The sequence below is a fragment of the Winogradskyella pacifica genome, from assembly GCF_013403915.1.
GTDB lineage: Bacteria > Bacteroidota > Bacteroidia > Flavobacteriales > Flavobacteriaceae > Winogradskyella > Winogradskyella pacifica.
Map to the genome: position 1 here is coordinate 15,449 of NZ_JABFDI010000001.1, position 13,811 is coordinate 29,259.

10 protein-coding genes are annotated in these 13,811 nt (G+C 33.5%); 5 read left to right on the forward strand and 5 right to left on the reverse strand.

Annotated features, from left to right (window positions below; all coding sequences use genetic code 11):
• Window positions 1-4 precede the first annotated feature (4 nt).
• Window positions 5-490 (reverse strand): hypothetical protein, encoded by a 486-nt coding sequence (locus HM984_RS00090; protein ID WP_115808949.1) that lies wholly within the window; start codon window positions 488-490, stop codon window positions 5-7.
• A gap of 142 nt (window positions 491-632) precedes the next feature.
• Here HM984_RS00090 and HM984_RS00095 point away from each other — a divergent pair, with 142 nt between their 5' ends.
• Window positions 633-3,608 carry an FAD-binding and (Fe-S)-binding domain-containing protein gene (locus tag HM984_RS00095; protein ID WP_179347626.1) on the forward strand — a complete coding sequence of 992 codons (2,976 nt, stop codon included), beginning with the start codon at window positions 633-635 and terminating at the stop codon, window positions 3,606-3,608.
• Here HM984_RS00095 and HM984_RS00100 read toward each other — a convergent pair.
• On the reverse strand, window positions 3,605-4,474 hold the full coding sequence (locus HM984_RS00100) for a UDP-2,3-diacylglucosamine diphosphatase (protein ID WP_115808947.1): 870 nt from the start codon (window positions 4,472-4,474) through the stop codon (window positions 3,605-3,607). The two genes, HM984_RS00095 and HM984_RS00100, sit on opposite strands and share 4 nt — an antisense overlap.
• Window positions 4,475-4,683: 209 nt before the next feature.
• Between HM984_RS00100 and aroC the strand changes: the two genes are divergently transcribed.
• From aroC to HM984_RS00120, 4 genes are all read left to right on the forward strand, one after another.
• Window positions 4,684-5,754, forward strand: coding sequence for a chorismate synthase (gene aroC, locus HM984_RS00105; protein ID WP_179347627.1), 1,071 nt, complete (start codon window positions 4,684-4,686; stop codon window positions 5,752-5,754).
• A gap of 89 nt (window positions 5,755-5,843) precedes the next feature.
• Complete coding sequence (locus HM984_RS00110; RefSeq protein WP_179347628.1) at window positions 5,844-7,289, forward strand: dicarboxylate/amino acid:cation symporter; 1,446 nt, start codon at window positions 5,844-5,846, stop codon at window positions 7,287-7,289.
• 120 nt (window positions 7,290-7,409) lie between these two features.
• A complete protein-coding gene (locus HM984_RS00115; RefSeq protein WP_257018424.1) occupies window positions 7,410-8,225 on the forward strand; it encodes a sulfurtransferase in 816 nt (271 codons plus the stop codon).
• A 4-nt stretch (window positions 8,226-8,229) separates the two neighbouring features.
• Window positions 8,230-8,562, forward strand: a complete 333-nt coding sequence (locus HM984_RS00120; protein ID WP_179347630.1) for a hypothetical protein — start codon at window positions 8,230-8,232, stop codon at window positions 8,560-8,562.
• Window positions 8,563-8,710: 148 nt separating this feature from the next.
• Here the strand turns inward: HM984_RS00120 and HM984_RS00125 are convergent, their stop codons facing one another.
• The 3 genes from HM984_RS00125 to HM984_RS00135 all read right to left on the reverse strand — a co-directional run bounded on the left by HM984_RS00125 (window position 8,711) and on the right by HM984_RS00135 (window position 13,800).
• The gene (locus HM984_RS00125) at window positions 8,711-10,849 is read right to left on the reverse strand and encodes a DUF4139 domain-containing protein (RefSeq protein WP_179347631.1); all 2,139 of its coding nucleotides are present in this window, start codon (window positions 10,847-10,849) and stop codon (window positions 8,711-8,713) included.
• Window positions 10,850-11,215: 366 nt separating this feature from the next.
• The gene (locus HM984_RS00130) at window positions 11,216-11,635 is read right to left on the reverse strand and encodes a thiol-disulfide oxidoreductase DCC family protein (RefSeq protein ID WP_179347632.1); all 420 of its coding nucleotides are present in this window, start codon (window positions 11,633-11,635) and stop codon (window positions 11,216-11,218) included.
• A complete protein-coding gene (locus HM984_RS00135) occupies window positions 11,632-13,800 on the reverse strand; it encodes an endonuclease MutS2 (protein WP_179347633.1) in 2,169 nt (722 codons plus the stop codon). Before HM984_RS00135 ends, HM984_RS00130 begins: the two co-directional genes overlap by 4 nt.
• Window positions 13,801-13,811 lie beyond the last annotated feature (11 nt).

The window sequence follows — 13,811 nt, forward strand, 5'->3', positions numbered from 1 at the left end:
AATTTTAGAATTGGTATCTTACACCTAATGCAATGTCAAAATCTAAATCATCGTTGACATCTCCAAAACCAATTTCAGGTCTAAAGTCTAAAGATAATAATAAAGGAAAATCAAAACTGTATTCGATACCAACATCACCTGCGATGAAAGCAAAAGTATCGTTATAATCTTTTTCATTATTATAGTTGTCAAAACTATAAGAACCAAGTCCACCACCGGCACCTGCGTACCAATTAAATCCACCTTCTATGTTCCAAACCCATTGGTAGATACCTGCTAATTTAAATCCATCATAATTATTTCCACTTCTCCAACCCAAATCTACTTCTAATCTGTTGTTGCCACCAAGCGCACGTTGATATGAAACCTCTGTTCCAAAACCATCGCTATCACCTAATCGTAGTCCAATTGCATTTTCTGCAATGTCTTGTGCGTTAGATAAACTTACAAATCCTATGGCGAATACACCTAATAAAAATAATTTCTTCATAATAATATTGAGTTTTAAATTCTTAGTTTTAGCAATTAATTACGTGCTAATTTTCTATAACGTCAAAATTAGAACTTAATTGGATGATTTGCTTCGTTTTTAAGATAAAATTATAACTCATTACAATAGATTATTAACCCTTATGCAAAACGAAATAGTTAAGGAATTAAAAGCCTTAAGGACAACATTAGAAGGTGATTTGCACAGTGATGACTTAATGCGAAAACTATATGCTACGGACGCATCAGTTTATAGAAAATTACCTTTAGCAGTGGCGTTGCCAAAGAATAATAATGATATTAAATTATTGATTGATTTTGCAAAAACACACCATACGTCCTTAATTCCAAGAACAGCGGGAACATCTTTAGCCGGACAATGCGTAGGTGAAGGGATTGTGGTAGATGTTTCTAAATATTTTACACGAATTTTAGATATAAATGAATCTGATAAAACGGTAACTGTTCAACCAGGAGTGGTACGTGATGAACTGAATAATTATTTAAAACCTTTTGGTTTATTTTTTGGACCAAACACGTCTACGTCTAACCGTTGCATGATAGGTGGTATGGTTGGAAACAACTCATCTGGAACCACATCTATTCAATATGGAGTAACTCGTGATAAGGTTTTAAAGATGAAAACCATTTTAAGCGATGGCAATGAGGCTGGGTTTTCAAGTTTAACCTCAGAAGAATTTCAACAAAAATTAAAACTAAATTCGCTTGAAGGCTCTATTTATAACACTATTTATAAGGAATTAAAACCTGAGTCGATTCAGAAACAAATTCAAGATCATTTTCCAAAACCTGAAATACATAGAAGAAACACAGGTTATGCGATTGATGAATTAATTAAATCTAATGTTTTTTCCACTTTGGATATTGATGCTAACCGAAGTGAAAACTTGGTTGCTGAACGTAGTCGAAGTGCCAATTTTAATATGTGTCAGCTTTTAGCAGGAAGCGAAGGCACCTTAGCATTTACAACAGAAATTACCTTACAGTTAGATAAACTACCACCCAGTGAAAGTGCGATTATCGCTTTGCATTTTGAAAGTGTTGCCAAATGTTTAAAATCCGTTGAAACCGTGATGCAGCACAATCTGCATACCTGTGAAATGATGGATGATACCATTTTAAACCTCACAAAACATAATAAAACGCAACAAGATAATAGACAGTTTATAGAAGGGAGTCCTGCTGCTATTTTAATGTGTGAGTTAAAAGCAGAAACTCCAGAGCAATTAGAACTCGCTATTGATAGATTCATTACTGCTGTAAATACACTCAATTTATCATATGCAGCTCCGATTTTAAGAGCTGAAGCTATTGATAAAGCAGTGGAATTGCGAAAAGCAGGTTTAGGTTTATTAGGAAATATAATTGGCGATAAAAAAGCAGTAGCTTGTATTGAAGATACCGCTGTAGCTTTGGAAGATTTAGATGCTTATATTTCAGAGTTCACTGCATTAATGACATCGTATAAACAAAATGCGGTCTATTATGCACATGCTGGAGCAGGGGAGTTGCATTTGCGTCCAATATTAGATTTAAAGCAATCTGAAGATGTGGTTTTATTCAGGAAAATCACCACTGATGTTGCAGAACTAGTAAAGAAATACAACGGCTCAATGTCTGGTGAACATGGTGATGGTATTGTGCGTGCAGAATTTATTCCTATGATGATTGGCGACACGAATTATCAAATTTTAAAACGGATTAAGTCGGCTTTTGATCCTCAAAATATTTTTAATCCCGGAAAGATTGTTGATGCTTATCCTATGGATAAAAGTTTTAGATATGAAGTTGACAGAGAAGAACCTCAAATTGAAACCTTACTTGACTTTTCTGCGTCTGAAGGTATTTTACGTGAAGCTGAAAAATGCAATGGTTCTGGGGATTGTAGAAAATTACCCGAATTTGGTGGCACCATGTGTCCGAGTTATAGAGCCACTAGAAACGAAAAAGATACCACGAGAGGACGCGCAAATACACTTCGAGAGTTTTTAACCAATTCTGAAAAGGCAAATCGATTTGATCATAAAGAATTGAAAGAGGTTTTCGATTTATGTCTCAGCTGTAAAGCATGCGCAAGTGAATGTCCGAGTAGTGTCGATGTAGCGAGTTTAAAAGCCGAATTTCAGTACCAATATCAGAAGGTAAATGGTGTGCCTTTTAGAACCAAACTATTCGCTTATAATAATAAAATAAATGGTTTCGCAAGTCGTGTTCCGAAGCTAACCAATTTTATGTTTTCTAATGGATTTACAAGTTCAGTTATAAAATCTGTTGGCGGTATTGCAAAAGAACGCAGTTTACCTTTGGTGTCAAGTAAAAGTTTATATAATGAATTTCAAAACCTTAAAAATAAAATAGTTACAAATAATTATATTAAAGAAGTGATTTTATTTAATGACGAATTTACAAATCATTTAGATACCGAAATAGGTGTCGATGCCATTGAGTTGTTGAGTCGTTTAAATTATAAAGTGACTATCATTTCGCATTCAGAATCAGGACGCTCAATGCTATCAAAAGGGATACTTGAAGATGCAAAAAAAGTAGCCAATGAAAACGTATCAAAATTCAAAAATATAATATCAGAAACCACTCCTTTAATAGGTATTGAACCGTCTGCAATATTGACTTTTAAAGATGAATATATCCGATTAGCAGATGACAAAGACAGCGCAAAATCTATTGCTCAACACACGTTTTTAATAGAAGAATTTATTCAACAAGAAGTTCAACTAGGACATATCACTTCAGAACAATTTACAAAAGAAGTGAAAATCATAAAGTTTCATGGGCATTGTCATCAAAAGGCATTATCGAATCAGAAATCGAGTTTTGATGTTTTAAATTTACCAGAGAATTACAGTGTCACCATTATTCCGAGTGGTTGTTGTGGAATGGCTGGTAGCTTTGGTTACGAAAAAGAACATTATGAGATCAGTATGACAATTGGGGAGCAAACCTTATTTCCTTCGGTTAGAAAGGCATCCAAAGGAACTATTATTTCAGCAAACGGAACAAGTTGTAGACATCAGATTAAAGACGGGACAGGGCGCGTAGCTAGGCATCCTATTAGTATATTGAAAGAAGCATTGCTCTAGTTTTTATCTTTGCTTTTTTTCTTTTTCTTAGATTTGGGTTGTTCTACAATGGTTATCGCCGCAATTAAATCTTTAAGTTCCATGTCCTTAATATCTTCGTCTGCACAAAACGCAGATAGTTTATCTTCGTTGTAATTGTAGATTTTCCAACGTTTAAATTGATACTCTAATGCTGTGAAGTTCTCAACCCAATCCCCAGAATTCAAATAGGTTGTTTTGCCATGTTTATTTTTTTTAATCAGCATTTTCGGTTGATGAATGTGACCGCAAATCACGTAATCATAACCATTTTCTATCGCTAAATCGGTAGCGACTTCTTCAAAATCATTAATGTATTTTACAGCTCCTTTAACGCTATTTTTTATACGCTTAGATAACGAATAACGTTCTTTACCCATCTTATCCGAAAACCAATTGGTCAATTGATTGATGAGAATAAGAAAATCATAACCCCAACCACCAAGTTTAGCTAACCATTTAGCATTTTGAATAGAAATATCAAAAACATCACCATGGAAAAACCAAGCACGTTTACCATCTAATTCTAAAACTAATTTATTGACAATAGAAACATTTCCAATTTCAGTATTTGCAAATTTTCGCAACATTTCGTCATGATTACCAGTGATATAAATGACTTCTGTACCGTTGGCAGCAAAATCCATTATTTTTTTTATAACACTAAGGTGCGACTTCGGAAAGTAGCGTTTTTTGAATTGCCAAATATCGACAATGTCTCCATTAAGAATTAATTTTTTGGGTTCAATGCTATTCAAATAAGTCAATAACTGCTTAGCATGGCAACCATAAGTGCCAAGATGCACATCCGAAATGACCGCTATTTCTATTTTTCGTCTTATTTTCACAATATTTTAAATCTGTATTACAAAGAACTTTAATATTTTAAAGATTCAGGTTATGCTATAATTAACTAACTATTAGTAAAGTGTTATCATTATATTACCTTAATATTATTAGATATTTAGAGTAATTATACAAGTGATTAGAAGCAAAATACTGTATGGCATTTTCGTTTTCATAATTTTACAATTACATTAGCGTAAAATAAATTGCAATGGCAGGAAATTCCTTCGGAAAATTATTTAAACTTACAACTTACGGTGAATCTCACGGTAAAGCAATTGGCGGCATTATAGATGGCTGTCCATCAGGTATAAAGCTCGATTTTGAAGCGATTCAAGAAGAGTTAAATCGTAGAAAACCAGGGCAATCTAAAATAGTTACACAACGTAAAGAACCAGACACGGTTGAATTTCATTCGGGTATTTTTGAAGGTGTAACTACAGGAACACCAATTGGGTTTGTAATTCATAACACCAATCAGAAATCTAAAGATTACTCGCATATAAAAGATGTATATCGTCCGAGCCATGCAGATTACACCTATGATAAAAAATATGGCGTAAGAGATTATAGAGGAGGAGGACGCAGTTCTGCACGTGAAACAGCATCGCGAGTTGTTGCAGGAGCGATAGCGAAACAAATGCTTAGCAACATTAAAATAAACGCATTTACCTCTTCGGTAGGTGAAATTTTTATAGATAAGCCTTATCAAGATTTAGATTTTAGTAAAATTGAATCGAATGTCATTCGTTGTCCTGATGAAGCCACAGCAGAAAAAATGATTTCTAAAATTGAAGAGATCAAAAAACAAGGAGATACCATTGGCGGGACCATAACTTGTGTTATTCAAAATGTGCCCGTTGGCTTAGGTGAACCTGTTTTTGATAAATTGCATGCAGAATTAGGAAAAGCCATGTTATCTATTAATGCTGTAAAAGGTTTTGAATATGGTAGTGGATTTTGTGGAGCCAAAATGAAAGGTAGCGAACACAACGATTTGTTTAATGTAAACGGCACTACAAAAACCAATTTATCTGGAGGTATACAAGGTGGAATTTCTAACGGCATGGATATTTATTTTAGGGTAGCTTTTAAACCTGTTGCCACAGTGATTCAAAAACAAGATGCTTTAAATAGTTCTGGTGAAATTGTAGAAATGCAAGGTAAAGGCAGACACGATCCTTGTGTGGTGCCAAGAGCTGTACCTATTGTTGAGGCTATGGCGGCCTTGGTTATTGCAGATAATGTACTCCTGAGAAGACAGGAGTCTCGAGATTGGTAAGAAGATTTTGAAAACCTTTGCGATCTGGAATGAGTTCGAAATATAATTAAGTTTAATTAAAAAGATTCCTGCTTTCGCAGGAAGTAAAGATGAAAAAACTAGCACTACATTGGAAAATTATAATAGGAATGGTTCTGGGTATCATTTGGGCTTTACTATCAAGCACAATGGGCTGGAGTCAATTTACTATAGATTGGATAGATCCTTTCGGGACTATATTTATCAATTTATTAAAGCTAATTGCTGTTCCTTTAGTATTATTTTCTATTATAAGCGGTGTTGCTAATATTGGTGACCCAAAGAGTTTAGGTAGAATGGGCGGTAAGACCTTAGGGATTTACTTACTCACAACAATAATGGCAATTTCATTAGGTTTAGTATTAGTCAATGTCATTAAACCAGGAGAGCTTATTGATGAACAAAGTAGAATTGATAACCGTATCAGTTATGAAATTTGGGCAGCAAGTGAAGGTCATGTCATTAAAGATGGTATCAACTATCTTCAAGATCCAGAATTTTTTGAACGTGCACAGGAGATTTCAGAATTATCTAAGAGCGAATTAAAAGAAGCTGCCGTTACTGATAAAATGGAAACGGTTAAAAGCCGAAAAGAAACCACCCCTTTACAGCCACTAGTAGATATTGTTCCTAGTAATTTTTTCCATTCGCTATCTAATAATGGGCTGATGCTTCAAATTATATTCTTTGCTATTTTCTTTGGTGTTTGTTTATTGTTTGTACCAACTGATAAGTCACAACCCGTACTAAATTTAGTAAATGGAGTTAATGAAGTTTTTTTAAAAATGGTTGATATTGTTATGCAAGGTGCTCCGTTTTTTGTGTTTGCATTGTTAGCGGGAGTGGTGAGTAAAATGGCAGGTGATGATATTGGTAAAGTTGTGGAGATTTTTAAAGGCTTGAGCTGGTACTCAATGACCGTTTTAGCCGGCTTGCTTCTAATGATATTTGTAATTTATCCTTTCATTTTAAAGATTTTTGTAAAGCAAATACCATATAAAGGCTTTTTTAAATCGATGAGTCCCGCTCAGACTTTAGCATTTTCAACATCGAGTAGTGCGGCTACACTTCCTGTAACGATGGAGTGTGTTGAAGAAAACTTAGGTGTAGATAAAAAAATAAGCAGTTTTGTACTTCCTATCGGAGCAACCGTTAATATGGATGGTACAAGTATGTATCAAGCTGTAGCGGTTATATTTTTAGCGCAAATGCATATGATAGATTTAACAATAGGGCAACAAATAACTGTAGTATTAACTGCAACTTTGGCATCTATTGGTTCGGCAGCTGTACCAAGTGCTGGTTTAGTAATGTTGATTATAGTATTGAGTTCTGTAGGATTAAACCCTGCGTGGATTGCTATTATTTTTCCGGTAGATAGGATATTAGATATGTTTAGAACTGTGGTTAATGTTACAGGTGATGCAACGGTATGTTCAATTATTGCAGATGGTGAAAACATGTTAGATTATCAGGGTGAAAAAAATCCAACGGAGACTTTTGATTTAGATTCTTAAGTTTCAGTATATTGAAATATGATAAATTATTTTAACTTTATACAATTCAAATTAACAAAGAAATAATGAAATGCAATTTAGCATGTCGTGTTCAATTCCATAGATTAAATGTATAATCAGTTGGAAATAAAAAAATTAAATTCAGATTTAGTTTCGGTTGAATGGCTTCATAAAAGCAGTGATGCCATTAATTTAATAGTGCTAGATGCCACAATTAACAAGGTGATTAGTCCTGATTCAATACGAATACCCAACGCTAGGTTTTTTGATATTAAACAAAAATTTAGTGATGTATCAGCCCCTTTCCCAAGTACCTTACCTTCAAAAGAACAATTTCAAACAGAAGCGCAATTATTAGGAATCAATAATGATTCTGTAATTGTGGTTTATGATGATAAAGGCATTTATTCAAGTGCAAGAGTATGGTGGTTATTTAAAGTTTTTGGTTTTAAAAACGTCGCAGTTTTAGATGGCGGCTTACCACAATGGCAACAAGATGGTTTTCCTATTGAAAATTATACAGATACAGTGTATGATTTGGGTGATTTTGTAGCAGAATTCCATGCCCGTTTAATGACCGACTTTAATGGCGTTAATGAATTCCGCAATGAGAAGGACACTTTAGTTGTTGATGCGCGTTCTGAAGATCGTTTTCTGTGTAAGGTAGACGAACCCAAAGAAGGGTTGCGACGTGGCAGTATTCCGAATTCGAAAAATTTACCATATACCGTACTATTTAATGGTTATAAAATGAAGTCAAAAGACGTACTTCAAACAATCTTTGATGATTTAGTAGAACATGAAACGCAAATAGTATTTAGTTGTGGCTCTGGTATTACAGCTTGTATTTTAGCTTTAGGAGCAACACTATGTAATTATAATAATTTAATTGTCTATGATGGTTCATGGACAGAATATGGAAGCCTAACACCTTAATTCAATGAACACAATCGACTGGACGCGAGATGAACTCGTAGCCTACATTCTACTTTTTGCTGCAAATTCTGATTTTAAAGAAAAAACCGAGGAAAGAAACATGATTCTTTCTAAAGTAGATAAGCAAACATTTCAAGATATACATGATGAGTTTAATCGTGATAACGATTACCAAGGTATCAAGAAAATTACGACGAGTTTAGAGCAGCATAATTATACTAAAGACGATATCGATATTCTACTCGAAGACATAAAAGTCTTATTTCTAATTGATGACGATTTTGATATTACAGAACAGAATATGTATCGTTTTTTAGAGCGCCTATTTAAGCTGTAAAAAAAGCCTCAAAACGAAAATAGTAATTCTATCAAAATTAGTGACACTTATAGAAAGTTAGACAAGCTTTCTACAAGAATTAAACTCGTTCCTAACTAACAGAAGTTAGGGTTTAATTGAAACTATTTTGTTTTGAGGCTATGTTAAGTTATAAGTTAACGCGTTTACCTTTCGGAAATTTTACCGTGTAGGAAATTTTAACATTTTCTGTGGCACTAGATTTTAAATTTAGTGTCCATTTTAAAATTCCTTTGTCTTCATCGTAGTTAGAGTTTCCTATTTCTATGTCATCGATTTTTATGGTTTTATCTTGACTTTTAGGAATGCGATCTAACAGTGTTAATTGAATATCAGAGGTTTTATTGTTTTTAATTTCAATTTCAAAAGCTTTTTGAATCACTCTGTTATTACCAATAAATGTGGTTTTCTTAAAATCATTTCGCTGTTTGCGTTTTACAATAATATTTGGGTCTACTCCAAGTGAAATTGTTAAACTATCTGTGGTTGCACTCGGATTAATATTGGTTTTACCTGAATAACTACCTTCAAAATAAACATTAGCTTCTGCAGGTAATAAATTGTACTGTTCCCAATTTCCGATTTTAGCCGTTAAGAATACGTTTTCATTTAAAACAGGTGCGGCAAAATAATTGTAAGTCGCAGGTACACTAAATTGATCGATTTCAATGACCGAAATATCTCCATCGGAAGGAATATTGTGTTTTTTATTAATCTCGAATCTTGTATTGGTGATACCTGATTCTACAGTAATTCCTAAATCGTTTACTTTTCTCTGCGAGCTGTTCTGAGTATGAATCACAATGACTCCGTTAGAACCGCGATTACCATAAATAGCAGTAGCATTTGAGTCTTTTAAAACCTCAATAGAAGAAACACTGTTTGGGTCTATTTTACTTGCTGCATTAGAATCAACAAGAACACCATCAACAATGTACAATAGGTTGTTTTTACTTTTAAGAGTACTAGCTCCTCTAATTGTTATACCTGACGCTTTTCCATAAAGATTACTTACAATTTCTTCAGATTTAATAGTTGTTACAGCTTTGGAAAATGACCTATTTGAACTAGTGCCATAACCAACCACAACAACTTCATCTAAAGTATTAATATCATCATCTAAAGTTACATTCATAATACTAGAATGAATAGGTAATTCTTCCGTTTTCATACCGACATAAGAATAACGAAGTGCATTTCCGGATGTTGTTTTTAAAGCATACCGACCATCAAAATCGGTGTGAACCCCATGAGTTGTTCCTTTTTCAATAACACTAACTCCAGGTAATGGTAGACCATCAGAAGATGATGTTACGACTCCAGATACATTTTTAACTAATGGATTATACTTGTAATTATAACTTCTGGTGGCGCGTTGCGATTGGTAATAACTGTATGCACTGATGAAATTTAAATACTTGGGATTTACTATTGGTTTTTCGTTATTGGTGTTTGGATCACTTGTTGAGAGGACCAAATTAACATCTGTCCAATCACAACCAGAATTTTGAAACACATGTGCCTTGTATTCCAAAGTTATAGGACTATTGATCTTTTCGGCTTTTAAATCGTAAACAGGAAACCAACCGGCGTTTTTAATATTGTATTTAAGTTTCAAGTCTAAGGACGTAGCGATGTCGCTATTTAGCTTTAATTTAATCTCGCCTGTTTGTACTTTTTCATCGACATTGAGTTCTGCAAGTTGCTTGTTTATGTCTGCCTGCAGATCGGTATGTACTTCTATTGCTTTGTGAGATTTGTTTGTAGCAATTTTTAACTCTGTAATTCGAGTTCTGTAATAGGTCGCAAAGGTTTTTAGTTTTTCTAAACTTACAACTTCAGTTTCATTTCCTAATTTTTTATTGCTCTGAATAAGACTTAATTCTTCATTATAACCAGCAATTAAATCGTACTGATTCTGAATTTTAGCATCTAATGTTTTTAATTCATTTTGTAATGCAGAAATAGAATCACTTTGCTTTTGCTTAGATAAATAGTTAATGCCATAATTAATGGATAGGATGGAAGCGTCCTTTAATCCTGAAATCTGAATACTGCTTTCTTCAATATGTGGAGACAAACCGTTAAATGTAATTTCGGATTTTCCAGAGTTGATTTTTATTGAAGATTCACGGTTAATTTCGGCTCCATCTAAATAGACAGTAACCATTTTAATTTTACTAGGTTGCTGAAAGGCATTGGTTAATTGTGTTCCGAGTAGAAATAGAAAAATAAGAAGTGTTTTTAAGGGTTTTGGTTGGGTTGTCATAATGTTAGAGTATTAATGTTTATCCAAAATTATGACACTACTAGCCATGTTATAATCCAAAATGAGTAACCCATATGGTATAGGAAGTAAACGCGTCTTATCAATTAGTAAGAGAAGTATTACTAAAATGTCATTGGTGGATATAATTGACACTTTTAAGACCAAAATCAATTATATATAGTCTTATATCGAGTTTTTTATGTGTAAACTAGAGATTGTACATACATTTGCAGTAACAAAATAATGTGCTATTAATCAACCTATTATTACCCTCAATATCGAGTTGAGATAAGTTTTTGTTTACATTAGTTTTAAGTAAGTTGTTAATTTAAAAAAGCCTTTTCATTGGTTGTGAAAAGGCTTTTTTTATGCTATAAATTTAGATTTTAACTCCAGAGTTGGAATCATACAAGATTCTTTTTTTCCATACCATTTATAACGATTCTTAGCGATATAATTGTAAATCCAATTTCTAATAAAGGTAGGTACAATTAAGAATATAGACAATATACATGTTGGAAAACCTAAGTCTTTAGCCACCAATAATGCTGCTGTAGATTTATAAGTTAAACGATCCTTTTTAGGATTATAGAGTAAAATAGAATCGGTGTTGACTGTATTTATATTGAATTTTTTAATGATTTCTTCTCCGACGTCACTTTGCAATGGTGCAAATACGAATTTATCTTTTTTATCCCGTTTAATAACATACAAAACACTAGAGTTGCACAGATTGCATACTCCATCAAAGAGAATTAATTGTTTGTTATTAGGAATGTCTATCATTTTTTTACGGCCTCAACGAGTTCCAATTGATCTAAACTAACATTAGTAGTAAACATGCCATAATTTACGATGGCTTTGTTTTTTTCAATGGTATCAATACTACCAACAGCTCTACCATCTTGCATGCGTACTCTGTCACCAATTCTTAAAATAGCCTTAGGTTTTTCTACAGGTTTAGCTTTCTTTTTAGCTTCTTTTTTCTTCTTACGGATAACTTCAACTTTCTTTTCTGCCTCTTGTTTTACTTGAGTTTCTTTATGCTTTTCCGCACGTTTTTGTTTCGCAGATACTTTTTTTCGTTTAGAGTTTTCAATCTGAACTAGCCTAAACAATTCAGCCATTAACTCCCGTTTTTTCTGATCTTCAAAGTACTTTTCGGAAATGTCATTAACTTTCTGCCCTAAGTAAATTAAGCGTTGGTTAGAATCATACAATTCTTGAAAGCTTTCTAATTTTTTCTGAACTTTTGCATTGACTTCTTCTAATTTATCAGCTTCAGAAATCTTCTTTTTTTCGTTTTCTTTTAATGAGCGTTCGGTCCGTTCTAATTTGCTTCGTTCTTTTTGAAGCTTTGCAATGGTCGCATCAAAACGAACTTTACCGCGTTCAATTTTCTTTTTCGATTTGTTGATTAAACTATAAGGAATACCATTTTTCTGTGCCACCTCAAACGTAAATGAGCTTCCGGCTTGCCCTACAACCAACTTATACATTGGCTCTAAGGTTTTCTCATTAAAAAGCATATTGGCATTTTTAATGTGTGGTAACTCGTTGGCTAACAATTTTAAATTGGAATAATGTGTCGTTATAATTCCGAATGCTTCACGTTCATAAAAGACTTCTAAAAATGTTTCAGCTAAAGCTCCACCTAATTCTGGATCACTTCCTGTTCCAAATTCGTCAATTAAGAAAAGCGTTTTATTATTACACTTCTTCAGAAAATAATTCATCTGTTTTAGGCGATAACTATACGTACTCAGATGATTTTCTATAGATTGATTATCTCCTATATCACTAAGAATGCGATCAAACAAACATACATGACTACGCTCGTGCACAGGAATTAACATGCCACTTTGTAGCATAACTTGAAGCAAGCCAACTGTTTTTAAAGTGATACTTTTTCCACCTGCATTTGGGCCCGAAATGACAATAATTCGACTGTCTTTTTCTAAACCAATAGATTGTGGAAACGTTTTCTCCCCTTTTTCTTTATTGTTTAAATAGAGTAGAGGGTGGTAGGCATCTCGCAAATTCATACTACGTTCTTCAGAAAATTCTGGAAGAATCGCATTCATACTCTGTGCATATTTTGCTTTTGCCGAAATCATATCAAGACTGATCAGAAATTCTTGGTAATCTCTAAGAAGTGGTAAAAACACGCGAATAAAATCCGTTAGTTCTTTAAGGATTTTAATAACCTCCTCCTTCTCTTCATATTCTAAATTGTTGAGCTCTCTGGTGTGTTGTAATGTGGTTTCGGGTTCAATGTAAACAATACTTCCGGTTTTACTACCTCCCATTATTGCCCCTTTCACTTTTCTGCGATACATAGCTTTTACAGCAAGCACACGTTTATTATCTACAACAGATTCTCTTATGTCATCTAAATAATCAAGATTGTGATAGGTGTGTAATGCTGAAGAAAAACTACTATTAATTTTACCTTTGAGCAGATTAATAGATTTTCGTAAGTTGGAAAGTAGAGGTGAAGCATCGTCTTTTATATCACCAAAACGGTCTACAACAGCATCTACTTGCTCAATAATAGTCGTATTTACCTGAATATGTTGACCAAATTGTTGAAGTTTGGGATAATACTCTTTAAATTTTTCTAAAAACTTTAAAATCGAATTAACGGTCAACGACATGCTGACTATTTTCTGCAAGCCAGCCACTTCGAGATACGTGTTTTCTATCTTAAGTAATTTTAATTCTTTGGCAATGGTGTCGAATCCGTGGTTTGGTATTCTGTTGTCATTTTCAAAGGACGATAAATATTCATTAACGTAAACAAGTTCGGTCATCAACACGTCTTTATTCTCAAAAGGAAGGATGGCCAAAACCGCTTCTTTACCCAAAGCTGTAAGTGTATGTGCGCTAATTTGATTTAAAACCGTAAAGAACTCAAGGTCGTTTAAGGTTTTTTCATGAATGTTTATCATGTAGTATTGTA